19 protein-coding genes are annotated in these 20,860 nt (G+C 63.5%); 4 read left to right on the top strand and 15 right to left on the bottom strand.

What is annotated here, in order from left to right:
• The first annotated feature begins 81 nt into the window (after nt 1-81).
• The 3 genes from GQ59_RS08065 (at nt 82) to GQ59_RS08075 (ending at nt 2,670) form a co-directional block, all read left to right on the top strand.
• Nucleotides 82-759, top strand: coding sequence for a TetR/AcrR family transcriptional regulator (locus GQ59_RS08065; RefSeq protein ID WP_037079743.1), 678 nt, complete (start codon nt 82-84; stop codon nt 757-759).
• The gene (locus tag GQ59_RS08070; RefSeq protein WP_051903870.1) at nt 756-1,631 is read left to right on the top strand and encodes an amidohydrolase family protein; all 876 of its coding nucleotides are present in this window, start codon (nt 756-758) and stop codon (nt 1,629-1,631) included. The genes GQ59_RS08065 and GQ59_RS08070 overlap by 4 nt, the downstream gene beginning before the upstream one ends.
• An 82-nt stretch (nt 1,632-1,713) precedes the next feature.
• Entirely contained in the window at nt 1,714-2,670 is a 957-nt protein-coding gene (locus tag GQ59_RS08075) for a Bug family tripartite tricarboxylate transporter substrate binding protein (RefSeq protein ID WP_037079744.1), read from the top strand.
• A 31-nt stretch (nt 2,671-2,701) separates the two neighbouring features.
• Here the strand turns inward: GQ59_RS08075 and GQ59_RS08080 are convergent, their stop codons facing one another.
• From GQ59_RS08080 to GQ59_RS08120, 9 genes are all read right to left on the bottom strand, one after another.
• Nucleotides 2,702-3,508, bottom strand: a complete 807-nt coding sequence (locus tag GQ59_RS08080; protein ID WP_037079746.1) for a crotonase/enoyl-CoA hydratase family protein — start codon at nt 3,506-3,508, stop codon at nt 2,702-2,704.
• Nucleotides 3,508-4,365, bottom strand: a complete 858-nt coding sequence (locus GQ59_RS08085; protein ID WP_037079749.1) for a hydroxymethylglutaryl-CoA lyase — start codon at nt 4,363-4,365, stop codon at nt 3,508-3,510. The genes GQ59_RS08080 and GQ59_RS08085 overlap by 1 nt, the downstream gene beginning before the upstream one ends.
• A complete protein-coding gene (locus GQ59_RS08090; RefSeq protein ID WP_037079752.1) occupies nt 4,358-6,373 on the bottom strand; it encodes an acetyl/propionyl/methylcrotonyl-CoA carboxylase subunit alpha in 2,016 nt (671 codons plus the stop codon). The genes GQ59_RS08085 and GQ59_RS08090 overlap by 8 nt, the downstream gene beginning before the upstream one ends.
• A 10-nt stretch (nt 6,374-6,383) precedes the next feature.
• Nucleotides 6,384-7,991 (bottom strand): carboxyl transferase domain-containing protein, encoded by a 1,608-nt coding sequence (locus tag GQ59_RS08095; protein ID WP_037079759.1) that lies wholly within the window; start codon nt 7,989-7,991, stop codon nt 6,384-6,386.
• Nucleotides 7,991-9,139, bottom strand: a complete 1,149-nt coding sequence (locus tag GQ59_RS08100; RefSeq protein WP_174459610.1) for an isovaleryl-CoA dehydrogenase — start codon at nt 9,137-9,139, stop codon at nt 7,991-7,993. Before GQ59_RS08100 ends, GQ59_RS08095 begins: the two co-directional genes overlap by 1 nt.
• Before the next feature lie 157 nt (nt 9,140-9,296).
• Nucleotides 9,297-9,659 carry a hypothetical protein gene (locus GQ59_RS08105; RefSeq protein WP_037079765.1) on the bottom strand — a complete coding sequence of 121 codons (363 nt, stop codon included), beginning with the start codon at nt 9,657-9,659 and terminating at the stop codon, nt 9,297-9,299.
• Nucleotides 9,660-9,751: 92 nt separating this feature from the next.
• Nucleotides 9,752-10,612 (bottom strand): C40 family peptidase, encoded by an 861-nt coding sequence (locus tag GQ59_RS08110; RefSeq protein ID WP_037079767.1) that lies wholly within the window; start codon nt 10,610-10,612, stop codon nt 9,752-9,754.
• A gap of 35 nt (nt 10,613-10,647) precedes the next feature.
• On the bottom strand, nt 10,648-10,989 hold the full coding sequence (locus GQ59_RS08115; RefSeq protein ID WP_037079769.1) for a MarR family transcriptional regulator: 342 nt from the start codon (nt 10,987-10,989) through the stop codon (nt 10,648-10,650).
• 85 nt (nt 10,990-11,074) lie between these two features.
• Complete coding sequence (locus GQ59_RS08120; RefSeq protein ID WP_037079771.1) at nt 11,075-12,469, bottom strand: leucyl aminopeptidase family protein; 1,395 nt, start codon at nt 12,467-12,469, stop codon at nt 11,075-11,077.
• Nucleotides 12,470-12,610: 141 nt separating this feature from the next.
• Between GQ59_RS08120 and GQ59_RS08125 the strand changes: the two genes are divergently transcribed.
• On the top strand, nt 12,611-13,444 hold the full coding sequence (locus GQ59_RS08125; RefSeq protein WP_037079774.1) for a tetratricopeptide repeat protein: 834 nt from the start codon (nt 12,611-12,613) through the stop codon (nt 13,442-13,444).
• 308 nt (nt 13,445-13,752) lie between these two features.
• On the opposite strand, the gene GQ59_RS08130 is transcribed toward GQ59_RS08125, so the two are convergent.
• The 6 genes from GQ59_RS08130 to GQ59_RS08155 are packed head-to-tail and all read right to left on the bottom strand — an operon-like array spanning nt 13,753 to nt 20,860.
• Nucleotides 13,753-14,727 carry a type II secretion system F family protein gene (locus tag GQ59_RS08130; protein WP_037079777.1) on the bottom strand — a complete coding sequence of 325 codons (975 nt, stop codon included), beginning with the start codon at nt 14,725-14,727 and terminating at the stop codon, nt 13,753-13,755.
• A 12-nt stretch (nt 14,728-14,739) separates the two neighbouring features.
• Nucleotides 14,740-15,753 (bottom strand): type II secretion system F family protein, encoded by a 1,014-nt coding sequence (locus tag GQ59_RS08135; protein WP_037079780.1) that lies wholly within the window; start codon nt 15,751-15,753, stop codon nt 14,740-14,742.
• 13 nt (nt 15,754-15,766) lie between these two features.
• Nucleotides 15,767-17,254: a TadA family conjugal transfer-associated ATPase gene (locus GQ59_RS08140; RefSeq protein ID WP_037079783.1), complete on the bottom strand. Its 1,488-nt coding sequence runs from the start codon at nt 17,252-17,254 to the stop codon at nt 15,767-15,769.
• A gap of 15 nt (nt 17,255-17,269) precedes the next feature.
• Nucleotides 17,270-18,565: a CpaE/TadZ family protein gene (locus tag GQ59_RS08145; protein WP_037079786.1), complete on the bottom strand. Its 1,296-nt coding sequence runs from the start codon at nt 18,563-18,565 to the stop codon at nt 17,270-17,272.
• Nucleotides 18,566-18,586: 21 nt separating this feature from the next.
• Entirely contained in the window at nt 18,587-19,312 is a 726-nt protein-coding gene (locus tag GQ59_RS08150; protein ID WP_174459609.1) for a CpaD family pilus assembly protein, read from the bottom strand.
• Between the two features lie 6 nt (nt 19,313-19,318).
• Nucleotides 19,319-20,860 (bottom strand): type II and III secretion system protein family protein, encoded by a 1,542-nt coding sequence (locus tag GQ59_RS08155; protein WP_037079789.1) that lies wholly within the window; start codon nt 20,858-20,860, stop codon nt 19,319-19,321.

A 20,860-nucleotide genomic window follows, 5' to 3' on the forward strand; every position in this document is an offset into this window, starting at 1 on the left:
ACCCTCTCGTCGCGGAATTTCGATTGACGTCCAATTTGTACAACTGTACAAATTGGACGTACAGTTGATAATGGATCCTCGATGCGACCGAACCTGAGGGAAGCCTTGCTCAGAAACGCCGTCACCCTGTTTTCCCGCAGCGGCTACAATGCCGTGTCGCTGCGGGACATCGCCAAGGCGTCCGGAGCCAATGTCGGCAGCCTGACCTATCATTTCGGCTCGAAGGCGAAATTGCTGCGTGAGGTCTACGAGCGTCACACGGTGCCGATGAACGCCCGCCGGCGCGAACTGCTGGGCGAGGCCCTGCGGATCAGCGATGCGGATCAGCGGCTGATGGCGATCCTGCGCGCCTATGTCGTGCCGGCCTTTGTCTCCTCCTCGGAAGGCGATGGCGGCGGTGCCGAATTCACCCGCATGCGGGCAGTCCTGTCGGCAGAGGGAAACCCCGATGCGCAGGCGATCATCGCAGACGCGTTCGACGAGACCAGCCGCGCCTTCATCAAGGCTCTCGCCGACTGCGTGCCGGGCGCGCCATTGGGCGGGCTTGTCTGGCGCAGCCAGTTCCTGCTCGGCTCCCTCTATTACGCCCTCATCAATCCCGACCGCGTCACCCGTCTTTCGGGCGGTACGGTCGACGGAAACGACCGGGAAGCCGCCGTCAACCAGATCGTCGAGGCGAGCTATGCGAGCTTTAGAAGTCTCGGGGCCGAAGCCGGACAATCCGCGGCGCCCTTGAAATACGCGACGGAGGAAAAATGAGCCGGAATGTGCAGCAGAGCCACCACGGGGCCGACAATACCCGGCGCAAGCCGGACTTCACGCTGCTTGACGGCAGCTGTGACGCCCACTGCCATGTGTTCGGCCCCGGCGCCGTTTTTCCCTATGCGCCGAACCGGAGGTATACGCCGGATGACGCACCGAAAGAGGCGCTGGCACAGCTCCATGACCGGCTTGGCATCGACCGCGCCGTCATCGTCCAGGCGAGCTGCCACGGCACCGACAACCGCGCCATGCTCGACGCGATCGCGGGGCGGCCTGATCGTTACCGCGGCGTGGCGATCGTCGACGACAGTTTTGACGACCGCGCCTACCAGACGCTCGACGATGGCGGCGTGCGGGGCGTGCGGTTCAATTTCGTCCGACACCTCGGCGGTGCGCCGGACCTGGAGGTCTTCAACCGGGCGATCGACCGTATCAAGGGCCGCGGCTGGCATGTGGTGCTGCATCTCGACGCCACCGACATCGTGCCGCTTTCCGACATGATCGCCCGACTACCGGTGCCCTTCGTCATCGACCATATGGGGCGCATCGACACCAGCCTCGGGACCGACCAGCCGGCGTTTCGGACGCTGCTGGAACTGGTGCGGCGGGAAAACTGCTGGATCAAGGTCTGCGGGTCGGAGCGGATCTCCCGGTTCCCGTTCGATACCGCGGTGCCTTTCGCCAGGGCGCTGCTGGCGGCAAGCCCCGACCGGAGCCTCTGGGGCACGGATTTTCCGCATCCGAACCTCAAGGAGCCGGTCGACGAGGCCGACCTCGTCGATCTCGTGCCGAGGTTCGCGCTGACGGAAGAGGATCGGCGACGGCTGCTCGTCGACAATCCCGCACGTTTATACGGTTTTGCCGCCTGAGCGGCCTTTGGAGGAGGAGGAGAGAATGGATTACAAAATTACGGGGAGATCGGCGGGCCGATTCCGACAGCCGACGCGATGGATGAGATCACTGGCCGTCGCCCTGACGCTGATGCTGCCGACCGGCGCCTTGGCGCAGGATGCCTATCCGTCGAGAGACATCACCCTGGTTCTGCCCTTCGGCCCCGGTGGGATTGCCGACATTACGGCACGCCTGGTTGCCGAATCGCTCGGCAAGAAGCTCGGCAAACAGATCGTCATCATGAACCAGCCGGGTGCCGGCGGTTCCGTCGCGGCACGGGCGGCGTTGAACGCTCCGGCAGACGGCTACACGCTCGCCCTGCTTTCGAACGGCACCGCGATCAGCGTTCCGCTCTTCAAGAACCTGCAATTCGATCCGGTCGCCGATTTCGTGCCGGTATCGAGCCTTGCCTATTTCGATTTCGTGTTCGTCACCAAGGCGGATGGCAAGTTCAAGACCCTGAAGGATGTGCTGGAAGCCGCGAAGGCCAAGCCGGGCGCGCTCAATGTCGGGACGATCAATGTCGGCAGCAGCCAGAATCTTGCGGCTGAACTTTTCAAGTCGACATCCGGGATCGATTTCACGATCGTCCCCTACAAGGCCACGCCCGATCTTCAGGTCGCCCTGCTCGGTGGTGAACTCGACGTGATCGTCGACAGCCAGACGGCGCTGAAGGCGGCCCTGCAGCAGAACCAGGCGACCGCCATCGCCTCATCTGGCCCGGCGCGCTCCAGCCTCTCGCCGAACGTCCCGACCGCTGCTGAAGAAGGCGTCGAGGGCTTCGACGTGACCTCCTGGAACGCCATCTTCGCACCGAAGGGCACGCCACCGGAAGCGGTGAAGAAGCTGAACGCCGCGCTGGTCGAAGTCCTGGCCGACCCTGCCCTCAAGAAGCGGTTCGCGGATTTGGGCGTCGAAGCCCGATCCAGTACACCGGAGGAGATCGGCGGCCGCCTGAAGGCCGACATCCAGAAATGGTCGGACGTGATCCAGAAGGCGGGTATCCCGAAACAATGACGCTCGACTTGGTCCCGGAGCCCATCCGGGACTAATCCCCGCCTGCCTTGGGGGCCACCCAGGGCATCGGACGACGATTGAGGAAGGCCTCGATGCCGGCGCGGCCCTCGGTGCTTTCCCAACGGTCGGCGAGCAAGCCGGTGCTGTAGCCGACCGGATCTTCGATCGTCCGGCGGGCGAGATTTTGCACAAGGCTCTTGGCGCTGGCGACAGCGCCGGGAGCGCAATCGAGGAAAGCCGAGACCTCCTCTTCCACCGCAGCATCGAGTCGGTCGGCGGTGCGAACGGCGGAAACGAGACCGATCTCGCGGGCCGTGACCGCATCGAAGCGGCGGGCGTTGAGGAACAGCCGACGGGCATGGCCCTCACCGATCCGGCGCACGACATAGGGTCCGATGGTGGCGGGGATCAGGCCGAGCCGCGTTTCAGTGAGCGCAAACCAGGCGCTTTCAACCGCAATCACGATATCGCAGACGGCCATCAGGCCGATGCCGCCGCCGAAGGCATTGCCCTGCACCCGGCCGATCAGCGGTTTCGGCAGGTCGTCGAGCGCCTTCAGCATCAGCGCGAGTTCGGTGGCGCCCTCGATCTTGCCGGCACGGTCCCTTGCCGCCTGGTCGCGCATCCATTGCAGGTCGCCCCCGGCACAGAAGGTCGGGCCGGCGGATGCGAAAACCACGACGCGCACCGCCTCGTCGGCCGCGAGCTTGCCGGCCGCGTCCGCCAGATCGGCAATCATCCGCGCATTCATGGCGTTGAGCTTTTCGGGCCGGGCGAGCGTCAGGGTCACGACGCCGCGGTCATCCCGTTCCAGTGTCAGCGTGTCATAAGCGCCCATCAGCGCGCTCCTCTCAGGCTGCGGGCAAAATCTTCCGCTTCGGCAAGCCGGTCGCGGTCAATACGGGTCTCGAAACCCAGCGCATGCAGATGAGCGACCGTCTTGCCGGTCGCGACATTGCCCTCTGCTCCCGGGGCATAGGGGCAGCCACCAAGCCCGCCCGCCGCGGCATCGAAAACGCGCAGACCTTTTTCGAGCGAGACGGTGATGTTGTCGAGCGCCCGGCCGTTCGTGTCGTGAAAATGCCCGGCGAGATGTGCCGCCGGCAAGTACTTCAGCACCGCATCGAGCATGGCGGCGACCCGATCCGGGGTGCCGGTGCCGATCGTGTCGGCCAACGCCACCTCGCCGCAACCGAGCGCATGAAGCTCCGTTGCCACCCGCGCCACCTGCGCCGGTGGCGTCGGACCATCAAAGGGACAATCGACGGTGCAGGAGACATAGGCGCGGACGGGGATGCCGTCGCGGCGGGCGCTGTCGATCAGCGGCGCAAAACGCTGAAAGCTCTCCGCGATGCTGCAATTGATGTTGCGGTGGCTGAAGCCTTCCGACGCCGAGGCAAAGACGGCGACTTCATCCGCCTTGGCCGAGACGGCCCCCGCATATCCCCGCGCGTTCGGTGTCAGCACTGTGTACAGGGTGCCCGGACGACGGGTAATGCCGGCCATGACATCTGCAGCGTCGGCCATCTGCGGTACCCAGTCGGCACGCACGAAGCTCGTCACCTCGATCTTTTCGAAACCGCAGGCGGAGAGCAGGTCGACGAGGCGGATCTTGTCGGCCGTCGAAATGAGCCGTTTCTCGTTCTGCAGGCCGTCGCGCGGCCCCATCTCGTGGATGCGGACGAACTCAGCCATCTTCCGGCTCCACATCCTCGGGTTCCCCCTCTTCCGGCTCGAGGGTCAGCAGTAGGGCGCCTTCGATCACCTGTTCGCCCTGCGACACGAAGACATCGGCAAGCGTCCCATCGCGCGGGGCGGCAAGCGTTAGTTCCATCTTCATGGCTTCCATGACGACAAGGGCCTCACCCTTTGTGACAAAGGCTCCCGGCGTGGCACGAAGGAGTTTGACGAGGCCCGGCATGGGCGCGACGATGCGATCGCTGCTGGCAGCAATCTCATCTTCACCGGCGAGAGGGTCGATGAGGCCGAAGTGCCAGTGCTCGCCATCGCCGAAGATCGTCACGTCGCGTTCGCCGGAGACCAGATGGACGCGATGTTTCCGGCCGGCCGCCTCCAGAAGACAAGCCTCGGCGCCCAAGCGAGAGAGGCGGAAATCGACCGGCTTGCCGTCGACCGTGGCCGCATAGACGCCCTCTCCGATCGATCTGAACGAGACCGGCACGTGCTGACCACGGTAGTCCAACTCGACGAAATCAGAGGCTTCGGCCCATAACCGGAATCCGGATAAACGGTCCCAGGGATCACTTCCGTTCTTCGGCTCCAGGGCGCCGGAAAGCTTCAAGGCGGCCAAGGCCAGGGCTTCGCGAGACGGGACCTGACCGATCGTCAATTCCGCCAGATGCCTGTCGATCAGGCCGGTATCGGGCAAACCCTCGACGAAATCCGGCTGGATCGTTAGCCGGCGAAGAAATGCGGCGTTGGTGGTGACTCCGGTGGTACGAACTTCGGCAAGGGCAGCCGAGAGCAGCGAGAGCGCGGTCTGGCGGTCCGGGCCTCGAGTGACGATTTTCGCGATCATCGGATCGTAGAAGGGCGAAATGCGGTCGCCGGCGCGTACGCCGCTGTCAATGCGCGCCCGGTCTTCCGGCAGATCGAGATGGGCGAGCCTGCCGGTGGCAGGCAGAAAACCCCGCTCGGCATCTTCCGCATAAAGCCGCGCCTCGAAGGCCCAGCCGCTGATGAAAAGCTCATCCTGCAGCCGCGGAAGAGGCTCGCCGGACGCGACGCGAAGCTGCCATTCGACGAGATCGACGCCGGTGATCGCCTCGGTCACCGGGTGTTCCACCTGCAGGCGGGTATTCATCTCCATGAACCAGAAACGGTCTGCCTTCAGCCCGTCGGAGGCATCGGCGATGAACTCGATCGTGCCGGCACCGGAATAGGAAATCGCCATCGCCGCCTTGACGGCCGCCTCGCCCATGGCAAGGCGCATGTCTTCCGGCATGCCGGGGGCCGGTGCTTCCTCGATGACCTTCTGGTGGCGGCGCTGCAGCGAGCAGTCTCGTTCGAAGAGGTGCACGACATTGCCGTGGTCGTCGCCAAACACCTGGATCTCGATATGGCGTGGATGGGCGATGTATTTCTCGATCAGGCAGGCGGGATCGCCGAAGGCGGCCGAAGCTTCGCGCTGCGCCGAGGCGAGTGCTTCCGCGAAGTCCGCTGCGCTTTCGACCCGCCGCATGCCCTTGCCGCCGCCGCCAGCGCGCGCCTTGATCAATACCGGGAAGCCGATCCGCTCGGCCTCGCCCAGGAGAAAATCCGGATCCTGCTCGGCGCCGTGATAACCCGGGACGACAGGCACGCCGGCCTTTTCCATCAGCGCCTTGGCGGCGTCCTTGAGGCCCATGGCGCGGATTGCATCGGACGATGGACCTATGAACCGGACGCCGGCGGATGTTACCGCGTCGGCGAAATCCGGGTTCTCCGAGAGGAAGCCATAGCCGGGATGAATGGCGTCGGCACCTGTCCGCAGTGCCGCATCGATGATCGCGTCGCCGCGCAGGTAACTTTCGGCGGCAGGAGACGGGCCGATATGGACCGCCTCGCCGGCAAGCGACACGTGCAGCGCATCCCGATCGGCGTCGGAATAGACGGCGACGGTCGCGACGCCCAGACGGTGGCAGGTCCGGATGATGCGGCAGGCGATCTCGCCGCGATTGGCTATGAGGACTTTGCGGATCATGATGCGGCCCTCACATTCGGAACACGCCGAAGCGTGTATCCTCGATCGGAGCATTCAGCGCGGCGGAGAGGCTCAGGCCCAGGACCTGCCGTGTCCTGGCGGGGTGGATGATGCCGTCGTCCCAGAGACGGGCGGAGGCATAAAGCGGATGGCTCTGCTCCTCGAACTGGTCGAGCACCGGCTGTTTGAAGGCCGCTTCCTCGTCCGCGCCCCACGTCTTGCCGCCGCGTTCGATCGCCTCGCGGCGGACGGTGGCGAGCACGCCGGCCGCCTGCGGGCCGCCCATTACCGAGATGCGGCTGTTCGGCCAGGTCCACAGGAAACGCGGGGAATAGGCCCGGCCGGCCATGCCGTAATTGCCGGCGCCGAAGGAGCCGCCGACCAATATCGTGACCTTGGGCACGGACGTGGTCGCTACCGCCGTCACCAGCTTGGCGCCGTGCTTGGCGATGCCTTCCGCCTCATATTTGCGGCCGACCATGAAGCCGCTGATGTTCTGCAGGAAGACAAGCGGGATTTTCCGCTGCGAGCAGAGTTCGATGAAATGCGCGCCCTTCTGGGCGCTTTCGGAAAACAGCACGCCGTTGTTGGCGATGATGCCGACGGGGATGCCGAAGACATGCGCGAAACCGCAGACCAGCGTCATGCCGAACCGTGCCTTGAACTCCTCGAAACGCGAGCCGTCGACCACCCGGGCGATCACCTCGCGGATGTCGTAGGGGGTGCTTAGCGACGACGGGACGATCGCGGCGATTTCCTCCGGGTCGTAAAGCGGCTCCTCGGGGGTCGCCAGCACCACGGTATCCGGCTTGCGGGTGTTCAAGCCGGCGACGGCGCGGCGGGCGAGCGCCAGGGCGTGGGCGTCGTCGCGGGCGAGATGATCGGCGACGCCGGAAAGCCTTGTATGGACGTCGCCGCCGCCGAGATCTTCGGCCGAGACTTCCTCGCCCGTCGCGGCCTTCACCAGCGGCGGGCCGGCGAGGAAGATCGTTCCCTGGTCCTTGACGATGATCGCCTCGTCGGACATCGCCGGCACATAGGCGCCGCCGGCGGTGCAGGAACCCATGACGGCCGCGATCTGGGCGATGCCTTTAGCGGACATGCGGGCCTGATTGAAGAAGATGCGGCCGAAATGGTCGCGGTCGGGAAACACCTCGTCCTGGTTCGGCAGGTTGGCGCCGCCGGAATCGACCAGATAGACGCACGGGAGCCGGTTCTCCTCGGCGATTTCCTGGGCGCGGAGGTGTTTCTTGACGGTCATCGGGTAATAGGTGCCGCCCTTCACGGTGGCGTCATTGGCGACGATCATCACCTCGCGGCCTTCGACCCGGCCGATGCCGGTGACGATGCCGGCCGAGGGGCTCGCACCGCCGTAAAGCCCGTGGGCGGCGGTCATGCCGACCTCGAGAAAGGCAGAGCCGTGATCGAGCAGCCGGGCGATACGTTCGCGGGGAAGCAATTTTCCGCGGCTCGCATGCCGCGCCCGCGCTTCCTCGCCGCCACCAGCTTGGGCGAGCGCCACAGCCCCCTCGACCTCGGCAAGCTTTGCCTGCATCGCGGCGCGGTTCGCTTCGGCGGCTTCGCTCCTCAGATTGACCGCAGACCGGATGACAGCCATCAGGCGGTTTCCTTGAAGAGTTCGCGGCCGATCAGCATGCGGCGGATTTCCGACGTGCCGGCGCCGATCTCCATCAGCTTGGCGTCGCGCAGCAGCCGACCGGTCGGAAAGTCGTTGATATAACCATTGCCGCCGAGGATCTGGATTGCCTGCAGTGCCTGCTGGGTCGCCTGTTCGGAGGCATAGAGGCAGCAGGCGGCGGCATCCTGGCGCGTTACGGCGCCACGATCGCAGGCGGCGGCCACCGCATAGACATAGGCACGGGCGGAGTTCATCGCCGTGTACATGTCGGCGACCTTGGCCTGGATCAGCTGGAATTCGCCGATCGACTGGCCGAACTGCTTTCGCTCGTGGACATAGGGCATGACCACGTCGAGGCAGGCATGCATGATGCCGATGCCGATGGCCGAAAGCACGACGCGCTCGTAGTCGAGGCCGGACATCAGGACGCGGACGCCGCCGCCCTCGGCTCCCATGACGTTTTCGGCCGGCACTTCGCAATCCTCGAACACCAGTTCGCAGGTGTTGGAGCCGCGCATGCCGAGCTTGTCGAGCTTCTGGGCGGTCGCAAAACCCTTGAAACCCTTTTCGACGAGGAAGGCAGTGATGCCCTTCGAGGCCGCCGACGGATCGGTCTTGGCGTAGACGACCAGCACATCGGCATCCGGGCCGTTGGTGATCCACATTTTGTTGCCGTTCAGGACATAGCGATCGCCGCGCTTTTCGGCGCGGAGCTTCATCGATACGACATCGGAGCCGGCGCCGGGCTCGGACATGGCGAGGGCGCCGACATGCTCTCCCGAGCAGAGTTTCGGCAGGTAGCGCGCCTTCTGATCGGCATTGCCGTTGCGGTTGATCTGGTTGACGCAGAGGTTGGAATGGGCGCCGTAGCTGAGGGACGTGGAGGCTGAGGCGCGGGCCAGTTCCTCGACGGCGACCACGTGGGCGAGATAACCGAGGCCGGAGCCGCCGAAATCCGGGTCGGCGGTAATGCCGAGCAGGCCGAGCGCACCCAGTTCCGGCCAGAGATCGCGGGCAAATTCGTTGCTGCGGTCGATTTCGTCGGCGCGAGGCTTGAGTTTTTCCTGCGCGAAACGGTGGACCGTCTCACGAACAGCGTCGACCTCCTCGCCGAGCGCAAAATTCATGCTTGCGTGGAACACCCTGCATCCTCCCGGTGTACCAAGTTTAGTATGTCAGAAAGTAGTGGGGCAGCAGCGGCAGGTCGTCAATGCCTGGTCGGCGCTCCGGCGCGACATCGCAAGATACGGTCTTCCCGTTCGCCGCGTTTGAACGAAGATTGCCCTATTCGGGTAGATGATAGGGGTGAATGCCGGGAGCCCATGCATTGTTCGGCATGCGCGTGCCCGTAAAGGTCACGCCGCTCGGCGTCTTGCAGCGATAGATCCGGGTCGGCATCACGTCGCCATAGAGGATGTCGAAACTGCCGCGGCTGCGGTAGACGTTCTCGATATCGCTGGTGCATTCATAGGCCTGTTTCTTCGCGTGTTCTTCCTCGGGCACGACGCCTGGCAGGTTGCGGAAATAGGTCTGCACATCCTTGGGGAAGGCCTTGGGCTCGGCCGCGAATACCTCAGCCGGAACCAGCGCGGCGACAAGCAGCGCCACGAGCATCACGGCCGGCAGTATCCATGCACCTTTGAGCATCAATCTACTCCTCATCCACGAACGCTGCGGACGAATCAGAGATATGGACGGCAGGATGTCCAATCCATGGGCCATAGACCACGTTTGCGTGATCATCGGCAGTTATCCAGGCGGCGATAGCCGGTGGGTTGCTGGTAGAGCCAGCCGATCCGCTGGACGGCCGCCTCAAAATTCTCGCGGGCGACGCTCATCGTGTGACCGTTGGCGTGGAGAAGCGTCTCGGCATTCTCCATGATGCCGACATGACCCTTCCATAAAACGAGGTCGCCGCGGCGAAGTTCCCCTTGGCCGATCTCTTTGCCGATCGAGGCCTGCATATCGGAGTCGCGCGGGGCAAATTGGCCGGTCATCATCAGGGCGAGTTGCACGAGCGATGAGCAATCAAGACCGAAACCGGAACGGCCACCCCAGAGATAGGGCGTCTCGAGGAATTTTTCGGCGACGGCGACGTAATCGTCACCCAAGGTCTCCGCGATGGGGAGGCAATGGCGGGCGATCACCGCCTCGCCGCTTGCCAGGACGAAATAACGCGTGCCGCGGGTTTCCGCCTCGCCGACGACGGTGACGCGGCTGCCCATGGACAGGGCGCCGACCGGCGGCTTGCGAAGCTCCGGTTCCGGATACAGGAAGGTGCGGGGCACGGCGATGCGATGGGTGGGTTCGTCCAGGCTTCCGAGCATCGTCTCCGGCAGGTAGCCGACATAACCGTCCTGATCGGCCTGCACCCAGGCAAAACCATCGGCACGGTCGAAGACGCGGACGGTTTCGCCCCAGAGAAGTTCGGTATCGATGCCGCGGGCAAGGTCCGGTGCCGGGCGGAGCTGGGCCACCGGCACGGCGATGCGTGCCGGTTCGCCGCGGACGAACAGGTCTGCCTCGACGCTGCCCTTCAGCGTCTCGTCTGCGAGGTCGGGACGGAAGGCGTGCAGGCGTCTGTCGAGCAGTTCGGTCATCTCAAAATCCCTTCGGGCGCTTCACGGCAAACCCATCACTGGCGGCCTTCCCGGATGATCAAGTCGCCCAGCTTTTCCAGATAGAGCGCACCCGCCACGGTGCGCTTGATCACCACGTTGCGGCGGTCCCGCTCGTCGCGCTGGCGGTCCACCAGTCCCATCTCGCCCATCGTGTCGAGCGCGCGGGTGATGACCGGCTTGGTGACGCCAAGCGTCGCCGCCAGCCCGCGCACCGTATGCGGCGGCGGCACGAGGTAAATATGCAGCAGAATGGACATCTGGCGCAATGTCAGATCGCGGCCGTCGTGGCGCACCTGCTCCAGCGATACCCGGTGCCAGAGGCCCAGCGCTTCCGTGGCGGTCAGTTCAACCGGCATCACGACCCTCGGTTCAAAATCGGCCTTGGTTCAATATCGGGCGGACTTTAAGCCGAAGGTCTTACCGGTTTGTTTCGGAGCCGTTTTATTTCGCCGCCATGTCGCGGATCGTGCGGTAGAGCGCACGGATCGCAAACGCCTCGCCGCCGACCGGTGCCTGCGGCTTTTCGGCCGCCACCCAGCCATAGATGTCGAAATGCACCCAGCTCCTGGTCGCGGTGACAAAGCGCTTGAGGAAAAGTGCCGCGGTGATCGCACCGGCCATGCCGCCCGAGGGCGAATTGGTAATATCGGCGGCGCGCGAGCGGATATCCTTGTCGTAGCCCATCCACAGCGGCAGGCGCCACATCGGATCGGCTTCCGTGCGGCCCGCGTCCATCAGTTTGCCGGCAAGCGCTTCGTCGTCGGTGAAATAGGGCGCAAGCTCGGTGCCCAGCGCGACGCGGGCGGCCCCCGTCAGCGTCGACATATCGATCATCAGGTCCGGCGGGTTTTCGTCCGCGTAAGCCAGCGCGTCGGCAAGGACCAGCCTGCCTTCCGCATCGGTATTGTCGATCTGGACGGTGATGCCCTTGCGGCTCCTGTAGATATCGCCGGGACGGAAGGCATTGCCGGAAATGGAGTTCTCGACCGCCGGCACCAGAACCTGCAGGTCCACTTCAAGACCCGCATCCATAATCATCAGGGCAAGGCCCATGACGTTCGCGGCACCGCCCATGTCCTTCTTCATCAGCGCCATGTTGGCGGCACCCTTGATGTCGAGGCCGCCGGTATCGAAGCAGACGCCCTTGCCGACCAGGGTGACGCGCGGATGGCCCTTCTTTCCCCAGCGCATTTCGAGCAGGCGCGGAGGTGAGACGCTGGCGCGGCCGACCGTATGGACGAGTGGAAAGTTCCGCGTCAGCAGGTCTTCGCCGACGATAGAGGTGACGGTCGCGCCATAGTGTTCGCCGAGCGCCCGGAAAGCCGCTTCGAGCTCGAGAGGCCCCATCTCGTTGGTCGGGATATTGATGAGGTCGCGGGCGAGGAAGACGCCGGCAAGCTGGCGCTCGACATCGCCGGCATCGGCCGTGACCGGTATCGCAAGCCGGACATCCTTCTGCTTTTCGGACTTGTAGCGGCTGAAGCCATAGGTACCGAGGCCGTAACCGAGAGCAAGATGCGCATCGCCAAGCGTCGAGGTCTCGACATGCCAGTCACCCGCCGGCAGGAGCTTCGAGAGTTTTCCGGTGATGAAAGGCGCCTCGGCGGGTTCGCTGCCGAGGCCGAACAGGGCGCTGCCCACCTCACCCTCCGCCGTCGGCAACAGAAGCAGCGCGCCGGCTTCCGCCTTGAAGCCCGCCGCCTTCGCCCAGGCGAGTGCCACCGCGTCGAGCTTCCCAGCCTCGAGGTCGGAAGGCGTCACGGCATGGACCGGCCTGGTCGCCGCTCCTTTCGCGCTGAAGGGAGAGGGACGTTCGATATATTGATAGGGTGCCATGGAGGGAGCCTTCGGAAGCTGCTGGAATCGCTCATCTTAACGATCTGTTAGGGTTAACAGTTTATTGCTGGAGTGGAAATGCGCTATATGCCCGCTCCTTATTCGGAAGACGTGGCACCGGACCGAACGAGACCGCACCCCATGACCGCTTCCGCAGCCGTGACGCTTCGCAAGACCCGCCTCGCCCAGACCGCCGCTCTCGCAATTCTCGCCGTTCTCTCGGTTACCGGCTGCGCGACAAAGCGGGATGTGGAAACGACGGGCTCCATCCCGAGGACCTCGGCCGCCTCCATGGACGGCATGAACGCGAACGATCTTGCCAGCACCGAGAAGTCTGTCGGTGCGAGCTATGCCCGGGATCCCAAGAACAAGCAGATCGGGCTGCAATACGCGACAGTGCTCGGCATGACAGGCAAGAATACGCAGGCGCTTGCCGTGATGCAGCAGGTGGTGATCGCCCATCCTGCCGACCGCGACGTGCTGGCAGCCTATGGCAAGGCGCAGGCCGGCGCCGGCCAGCTCGAACAGGCGCTCGCGACCATCAACCGCGCCCAGACCCCAGATCATCCGGACTGGCGGCTTTATTCGGCCGAAGGCGCCGTGCTCGACCAGCTCGGCCGCTCGGCGGAGGCCCGCCAGAAATACCGCATGGCGCTGGACACACAGCCGAACGAGCCGAGCGTGATGTCCAATCTGGGAATGTCCTACGTGCTTTCCGGCGACCTGAAGACGGCGGAAACCTACATGCGCAATGCCGCCGGCCACCCCGCCGCCGACAGCCGCGTCCGCCAGAACCTGGCGCTCGTCGTCGGCCTGCAGGGCCGTTTCGCGGAAGCCGAACAGATCGCCCGCCGGGAACTCTCGCAGCAGCAGGCCGACGCCAACGTCACCTATCTGCGTTCGATGTTATCCCAGCAGAATGCCTGGGCAAAGCTCGCCGACAAGGACGGCAAAAGCAAACCCAGTACGAATTGATCGGGCTACCGTCATCCCAACAAAAAACCGGCTTAGCGCCGGTTTTACTGTTTTTGGGATGGGTCCTCCATCGCCACGCCCTCAGATGAGGCGCGAGATCACCGTAATGATTCCACCGATCAGGACGAGGTTCACGCAAAGTCTTGCCAGCATCGGGTATCCTCCAAAATCATGTGGTGCTTCGATCCGCGTTCGTAAACGGACGGAATTTTCGCTCGATGGGAGGATATTGATGGATCGCCGCTGAATACGGTCTGAAGCCGGAATTCAGGTGGCGTTCACCGTCGGCTCGGCGCCGGCCGGCTTTATCAAAACTTGTCGGCGACCTGGATGCCGGCTGGGCCGAGAATGACAGCAATCAGCACCGGCAGAAAGAACAGGATCATCGGCACGGTCAGCTTCGGCGGCAGGGCGGCGGCCTTCTTTTCCGCCTCGTTCATCCGCTCGTCGCGGCCTTCCTGAGCAAGCACACGCAGCGCCGAGGCGATCGGCGTACCATAACGTTCGGCCTGGATCAGCGCCTGGGTAACAGCCCGGACGATATCGAGCTGGGTGCGGATGCCGAGATTTTCGAGCGCGGTGCGGCGGTCCTGCAGGAAGGAGAGCTCGGCCGTCGTCAGCACCATTTCCTCGGCCAGCGGCGGCGATGCCTGCGCCATTTCCTCGGCCACGCGGCGCATCGCCGCTTCCATGGAAATCCCCGACTCGACGCAGATCAGCATCAGGTCTAGCGCGTCGGGCCAGGCCCGCTTGATGGAAAGCTGGCGCTTCTTGACCCGGTTGGAAATGTAGATGTTCGGTGCATAAAAACCGATATAGGCGACGACGATCGCCGCCAGCATCCGGATCGGGAACGGCCGGGTGGCGAGGTTGCCAAGCACGAAAATCCAGACGATGGCGCCTGCGAGGAAAACGAAGGGCAGCAGGAACCGGGCCAGCAGGAACATGTTGAGGGCGTTCTGCGACCTCAGGCCGGCGGCACGAAGCCTGTTGACGGTGTTGTCGTCCACCAGCGCCTTGCGCAGATTGAAGCGCTCGACGATCTGCCGGACGGACTGATTGTTCTGTGCGCGCAGCGAGGTCTTCGACTGTTCGGAATTCATGCGGGCGCGTTCGCGGGCGCGGATCTGTTCGCGCTCGGTGGAGACCGCCTTCATGCGCTTGTCGAGGTCTCCTTTTTCGAGGAACGGGCTCGCCAGCGTGTAGAGGGTCGCGAAAACCGCCACGGCCACCAGGATCGCCAGCAGTGTGGTCGGGTCGGTGAGCGTCGTTGCCAGTCCCATCGCTCCGTCCCCTCAGATGTCGAAGTTGATCATGTTGCGCATGACGAAAATGCCGATCGACATCCAGACGCCGGACATCAAAAGGATCAGGTGCCCGCGCGGATCGGTGAAGATGATCGAGATGTACTGAGGCGAGGTGAGGTAGACGAGCAGCGAGACGATGAAGGGCAAAGCGCCGATGATCACGGCCGAAGCCTTGGCTTCCATCGACAAGGCCTGCACCTTGGCCTTCATCTTCCTGCGCTCGCGCAGCACCTTGGAAAGATTGCCGATCGCTTCGGAAAGATTGCCGCCGGCCTGGCCCTGGAGGGTGATGACGATCGAGAAGAAATTCACTTCCGGCAGCGGCATGGTCATCATCATGCGCGAGCAGGCTTCCGGAATGCTCAAGCCCACCTGCTGGGATTCGATCACGCGGCGGAATTCCGTCTTCACCGGTTCCTGGCCGTCGGAAGCGATCAGCCGCATGGCATCGTTGAGCGGCAGGCCGGATTTGATCGAGCGCACCATCACGTCGAGCGCGTTCGGAAATTCCTCGAGAAACTTGTTCTGGCGACGCTTGACCAGGAAACCGATGATCCAGCGCGGCAGCCCGACCGAACTGACGAAGGCGGCACCGACGGCGGCAAGCAGCGGCAGGCCGGCGATCAGGGCCACAAGGAAAACGAAGACGCCGAACAGGACACTGAACATATAGAAGCGGCCCATCGTCAGGGACAGGCCGGTCTGGGGGAGCCTTGCCTTCAAGCTGCCGTCGGCCATCTTCTTGTTCTTCTCTTCCTGCTTCTTCTCCAGGTCCTTGATCGAATCCTGCATGGACTTGCGGCGCTTGGAAAGCTCCTGCACGCGGTCACGCGCGGCCTTGACCTTGTTGAGATCGGTTTCCGCCGATTTCACCCGGTTGAGCCGGCTGTCGGCCTTCTTTTCCACTTCCATGCGAGAGAACAACAGCGCGTAACAGACCGCCGCCGCGGCGACCCCCACGAGGGCGATGATCGCCACGACGTTGATATCCAACCCGAACATGGAACCCTGCTCCTCAGCTCTTGGTTTTTTCCATCGCGTCAAGCGCGGCAGAAAGGCGCTTTTCCTCGTTGTAATAACGGGCGCGGTCCCAGAAATGCGGCTTAACGATACCGGTCGACATGTGCTTGCCGATCAGGCGGCCATTGGCGTCCTCGCCGTCGATCTCGTAACGCATCAGGTCCTGGGTAATGATCACGTCGCCTTCCATGCCGACCACTTCGGTGATCTGGGTGATGCGGCGCGAACCGTCGCGAAGGCGAGCCGCCTGGATGATGACATCGATCGAACCGGTGATGATCTCGCGCACGGTCTTTGCCGGCAGCGAATAACCGCCCATGGCAATCATCGATTCCATACGGCTCAGGCATTCGCGCGGCGTGTTGGCGTGGATCGTGCCCATCGATCCGTCGTGCCCGGTGTTCATCGCCTGAAGCAGGTCGAAGACTTCGGGTCCGCGCACTTCGCCGACGATGATGCGTTCGGGGCGCATGCGCAGGCAGTTCTTGACGAGGTCGCGCATGGTAATCTCGCCCTCGCCTTCGATGTTCGGCGGGCGGGTTTCGAGCCGGACCACATGCGGCTGCTGCAGCTGCAGTTCGGCGGTGTCCTCGCAGGTGATGACCCGCTCTTCCTTGTCGATATAGTTGGTCAGGCAGTTCAGCAGCGTCGTCTTGCCCGAACCGGTACCGCCGGAAATGACGATATTGCAGCGGACGCGGCCGATGACCTGCAGAAGCACGGCGCCTTCCGGCGTGATCGCGCCGAACTTGACGAGCTGGTCGAGGTTCAGCTTGTCCTTCTTGAACTTACGGATGGTGAGCGCCGGCCCGTCGATGGCGAGTGGCGGCGCGATGACGTTGACACGCGAACCATCCGGCAGGCGTGCGTCGCAGATCGGCGAAGATTCATCGACGCGGCGGCCGACCTGACTGACGATGCGCTGGCAGATCGACAGGAGCTGGGAATTGTCGCGGAAGCGGATTTCGGATTCGATCGTCTTGCCGGCGACTTCGATGAAGGTCTGTCCGGCGCCGTTGACCATGATGTCGGAGATGTCGTCGCGGGCGAGCAGCGGCTCCAGCGGGCCGTAACCCAGAACGTCGTTGCAGATGTCCTCGAGCAGTTCCTCCTGCTCGGAGATCGACATCGCGAAGTTCTTGATGGTGATGATATCGTTGACGATATCGCGGATTTCCTCGCGCGCGCTCTCCGCATCGAGCTTGGCAAGCTGGGACAGGTCGATCGTATCGATCAGCGCCGAGAAGACCTGGCTTTTGGTGTCGTAATAGAGTTCCGTGCGCGCCGGGCGCTTGCGGGCTGCGGATTGCGGCGCGAGCGGCGGCGGAGAGACCTGCTGCCGCTGGGTAACCGGATCGCGCACCGGCTCGGCAAGGACTTCCGGAGCGGCGGACCGCGCCGCGGCAGGCGCAGGTGCAGCCGGCAGCGGCGGCGCTACGCTGCCGCTCTTCCCAAATCCCTCGTTTCCGCGTTTTCCAAACATACCGGTTTCCTGGTGTTATGCCTTCTTGCGCCCGAGCATGCCGAGCATCTTGCCGAGGCCACCCTTCTTCACCTTCTTCATGGCGACGCGACCCGTGACGATGTGGGCGATCTGGGAGAAGGTTTCGGCGATAGGCGACTTGGCGTCGATTTCGGAGATCATCCGGCCGCTATTGGCGGCATTGCCGAACAACAGCACGTCGAACGGCAGGATGGCGATCGGTTCGATCTCCAATGGTTCGATGAAATCGTTCGGAGCGATCTCCGGTCGTTTCGGCATGCCGACCTGGTTGAGGATCAGATGCGGTGCACGGTCGTTCGGGCGAAGCTTCTTCAACGCATCGATCATGTTCTTGGTATTGCGCAGGTTGGCGAGATCGGGAACCGCGCAGATCACCACCTCGTCGACCTCCGACAGAACCGCCCGCGTCCATTCCGTCCAGCCATGCGGGACATCCAGAACGGCCATCGGCGCGCTGCGCTGCAGAAGCTCGATGATCGGCGTGAAGGCGTTGCGATCGAAATCATAGGCGCGATCGAGCAGCGAGGGAGCCGCCAGCAGCGAGAGATGCTCGGAGCACTTGGTCAGAAGGCGATCGAGGAAGACCTCGTCCAGGCGCTCCGGCGCGAAGACGGCTTCCGCAATGCCCTGGGCCGGATCCTGGTCGAAATCGATATTGGCGGTGCCGAAGGGAAGATCGAGATCGGCGAGGATGGTTTCGGTCGAGAAGAGGTTCGAAATGCCGAAGGCGCAGTTATGCGCGATGGTCGAGGCGCCGACGCCGCCCTTGGCACCAATGAAGGCGATCGATTTGCCGAGCGGCTCGGCTTCAGGATCCACGAAGATCGCCGAGATCGAAGCCAGCATGTCAGGCATCTGCACCGGGCCGACAAGGTATTCGGAAATGCCGTTGCGGATCAGCTCGCGATAGAGCGAAATGTCATTGTAGCGGCCGACGACGATGACCCTGGTCGAGGGGTCGCACACTTCCGCAAGCGGCGTGAGCTCGTGGAGCAGGTTCTTCGGCTCGGCATCGGTTTCCAGGATGATGAGGTTGGGGGTCGGGGTGGACGAAAACATGTTGGCGGCCGCACTGGTGCCGCCGATGGTCACACGCAGATTGACCTTGGCCATGCGGCGATCACGGGCCATGCGGTCCATCATGCGCTGCATCCCGTCGCTTTCGCAGAAGGAATGGATAGAGATGCGCGGCAGCGGGCGCAGCGCGTCGAAATCGCCCGGGCGATCGGCGTCCTCGGCAAACCCTTCACCCTGGCCGGGAGTGCGGATTTCGTAGTTGATCGCGCTCATCGTGTTCTCCGGTTCACTGGCTTACGGCGTCGTCGTGGCGGTGCCGCCGGTGCGGTAGTCGCTGATGACCTTGGCGCGCTGGGTGGCGTCGATCGGTGTGATGGCCCGCGGGGCGATGAGGTCCGTGGGATTGGCAACCTGGGCTGCAAGATTGTTCTGGCTGGCGCAGCCGAAATTGTACCAGTTCTTGTTGCCGAACGTGTTGTCCGACAGGTCTGCCGGCCACTCGCCGCACTGGCCGGTCATCGCCTTGGTCGTCACGTAGGAAAGCCGGATCGGCGCTGCATCGCCATTCGGCGAGGCAGCGTAGCTGCTCATCAGTATCCGCTGCGTCTTGATGCCGGAACGCGTCAGCTCGCGGCGGATATCGCCCGCCAGATGCTGGGCTGCACCGGAATTATACGAGCCGGACGGCACCTGGATCTGCATCACGCCGGCCGGCGACGCCATGAAGTTCTGCGCAAATCCCTTGACCGTATCCCGCATCCCGGTCGACAGGCGGACATCACCCGAGGCGATCGGAATATCGAGGGTCGACTGGCCTTCCGCCAACACGATCGGATGCCGGGTGCGATAGTCGTCGGGGATGGAGCCCGTGGTGAGCTGGCTGTTGCCGCAGGCCGACAGGAGCAGGCCGGATACGGCAAGCGCCATGGCTGCGGCGACCCCGCTGCGACGGGGCCTGGTTACACCCTTGGTCATGGCATCCTGTCCTTCGGCCGAGATTTTCTGGGTTTCAATGTCCATGACCGCTCACTTGTAGATAAAGCCTACGGCGCCGTGATACTGGCCCGCCGCGACGGGTTCCTTGCGGCCGTAGATCTTGTTGACGCGGTTCAGGAAGAAGGTCGCGGCATCGTTTTCCGGATTGAAGTTGTCGTCCGGCCGGGCGATCTCGTTGCGCGCAACGGGACGGACCAGATAAGGCGTCGCGATGATCACGAGTTCGGTTTCGTTGCGGATAAAGTCCTTGCTGCGGAAAAGCGTGCCGAACACCGGGACCTTGGAAATGCCCGGAAGGCCGGACATTGCCTGTCGGACATTGTCCTGCACCAGGCCGGCGATCACGATGGAGCCGCCGGATGGCAATTCGACCGTGGTCGAAGCCTCGCGCTTGCGGATCGACATATAGGTATTGCCTGGAACCCGCAGCGAAGCACCATTGCCCGTCACGGCAGAACCTTCGTAAGTCGGCTCCGATACGTTGGTTTCGATCACCAGGCTGATTCGCCCGGGCGACAGAACGACGGGCTTGAAGTTCAGTTCGATGCCATAGTCTACCGTGTCGACCGTCTGCGTGACAGTGCCTTCCTGCCCATCGACTTCCTGCTGGCCTGGCAAGCGGTATTCGCCGCCTACATAAAATTTCGCCTGCTGGCCGGAAATGGCGGTCAGGCTGGGTTCGGCAAGCGTGCGCATGACGCCTGCCTGTTCCATGGCGTTCATGTAAGTCGAAAGGCCGACATTGCCTATGTTGCCGGACAAGACGCCTTGAGCAGCCAGGCCGACGGCGTTTCCAAGATTGGCGGGGTTGGCAAAGGAAATCGAGCCTTTGGGGCCGGTCACAGAGCCATTGAACCCGAGCTGCTTCAGCACCTGCCGGCTGACTTCCGCAACCGTCACCTTGAGCGTGACCTGGTCCTCGCCTTCGATCGTCAGAAGGTTGACGATCTGGGACTGCTGTCGAGCCTCGGCGAAGATATCCGCGTCGCCGTTATTGCCCTGGGCCGTAATATTCCGGGTGGTCGCCTCACCGCCCTTGAGGAAGGCGGTGGTCAGCTTTTCCGCCTGCGCCGAATCCTGCGGCGTCCTGACGCTGCCTGACAGAACGATGTTGTCCGAGATGATCTCGACCTTGATGTTCGATTCCGGGAGGAACCGGCTAAGGTTCTGCTCGAGACCGGAAATATCCCGCTCGATTGCCACGTCCAGGCTGACGATTTCCTCGCCGTTGGGTCCGAAGACGAAGATGTTGGTCTGGCCAACGGTCTTGCCGAACAGATAGATGCGACGCGAAGTGCGCGTCACCGCGTCAGCCATGCTTGGGTCGGCCACCAGAATGTCGTGGGCGTCGGATGGCAGGTCGACGACTAGGGCCTTGTTGAGGCCGAGTTGAAGCCGTTTGCGTATTCCAGGCCCGCCTTCGGTGATGCGGACGACGCTGTTTTCGGCCGCCAAGGCTTGCGCCGGCCGAAGGCTGATCGGGACGATATTCAGCGAAACGCCGGAAAAGGCGAGGCAAAAAGCCATGCCTGCCGCTACCGAGCTACGAATCTTGTGTTTCAGACTGTTCAC

Source organism: Neorhizobium vignae (genome assembly GCF_000732195.1).
In the GTDB taxonomy this organism is placed as follows: Bacteria; Pseudomonadota; Alphaproteobacteria; order Rhizobiales; family Rhizobiaceae; genus Neorhizobium; species Neorhizobium vignae.

Excerpts from the sequence above, each read along its gene's own strand:
- GQ59_RS08145 (WP_037079786.1), bottom strand. The coding sequence starts at position 18,565 with ATGAGCGCGATCAACTACGAAATCCGCACTCCCGGCCAGGGTGAAGGG.
- GQ59_RS08075 (WP_037079744.1), top strand. The coding sequence starts at position 1,714 with ATGAGATCACTGGCCGTCGCCCTGACGCTGATGCTGCCGACCGGCGCC.
- GQ59_RS08150 (WP_174459609.1), bottom strand. The coding sequence starts at position 19,312 with ATGGACATTGAAACCCAGAAAATCTCGGCCGAAGGACAGGATGCCATG.
- GQ59_RS08070 (WP_051903870.1), top strand. The coding sequence starts at position 756 with ATGAGCCGGAATGTGCAGCAGAGCCACCACGGGGCCGACAATACCCGG.
- GQ59_RS08080 (WP_037079746.1), bottom strand. The coding sequence starts at position 3,508 with ATGGGCGCTTATGACACGCTGACACTGGAACGGGATGACCGCGGCGTC.
- GQ59_RS08140 (WP_037079783.1), bottom strand. The coding sequence starts at position 17,254 with ATGTTTGGAAAACGCGGAAACGAGGGATTTGGGAAGAGCGGCAGCGTA.
- GQ59_RS08135 (WP_037079780.1), bottom strand. The coding sequence starts at position 15,753 with ATGTTCGGGTTGGATATCAACGTCGTGGCGATCATCGCCCTCGTGGGG.
- GQ59_RS08120 (WP_037079771.1), bottom strand. The coding sequence starts at position 12,469 with ATGGCACCCTATCAATATATCGAACGTCCCTCTCCCTTCAGCGCGAAA.
- GQ59_RS08090 (WP_037079752.1), bottom strand. The coding sequence starts at position 6,373 with ATGATCCGCAAAGTCCTCATAGCCAATCGCGGCGAGATCGCCTGCCGC.
- GQ59_RS08110 (WP_037079767.1), bottom strand. The coding sequence starts at position 10,612 with ATGACCGAACTGCTCGACAGACGCCTGCACGCCTTCCGTCCCGACCTC.
- GQ59_RS08095 (WP_037079759.1), bottom strand. The coding sequence starts at position 7,991 with ATGGCTGTCATCCGGTCTGCGGTCAATCTGAGGAGCGAAGCCGCCGAA.
- GQ59_RS08065 (WP_037079743.1), top strand. The coding sequence starts at position 82 with ATGCGACCGAACCTGAGGGAAGCCTTGCTCAGAAACGCCGTCACCCTG.
- GQ59_RS08125 (WP_037079774.1), top strand. The coding sequence starts at position 12,611 with ATGACCGCTTCCGCAGCCGTGACGCTTCGCAAGACCCGCCTCGCCCAG.
- GQ59_RS08085 (WP_037079749.1), bottom strand. The coding sequence starts at position 4,365 with ATGGCTGAGTTCGTCCGCATCCACGAGATGGGGCCGCGCGACGGCCTG.
- GQ59_RS08100 (WP_174459610.1), bottom strand. The coding sequence starts at position 9,139 with ATGAATTTTGCGCTCGGCGAGGAGGTCGACGCTGTTCGTGAGACGGTC.
- GQ59_RS08115 (WP_037079769.1), bottom strand. The coding sequence starts at position 10,989 with ATGCCGGTTGAACTGACCGCCACGGAAGCGCTGGGCCTCTGGCACCGG.
- GQ59_RS08105 (WP_037079765.1), bottom strand. The coding sequence starts at position 9,659 with ATGCTCAAAGGTGCATGGATACTGCCGGCCGTGATGCTCGTGGCGCTG.
- GQ59_RS08130 (WP_037079777.1), bottom strand. The coding sequence starts at position 14,727 with ATGGGACTGGCAACGACGCTCACCGACCCGACCACACTGCTGGCGATC.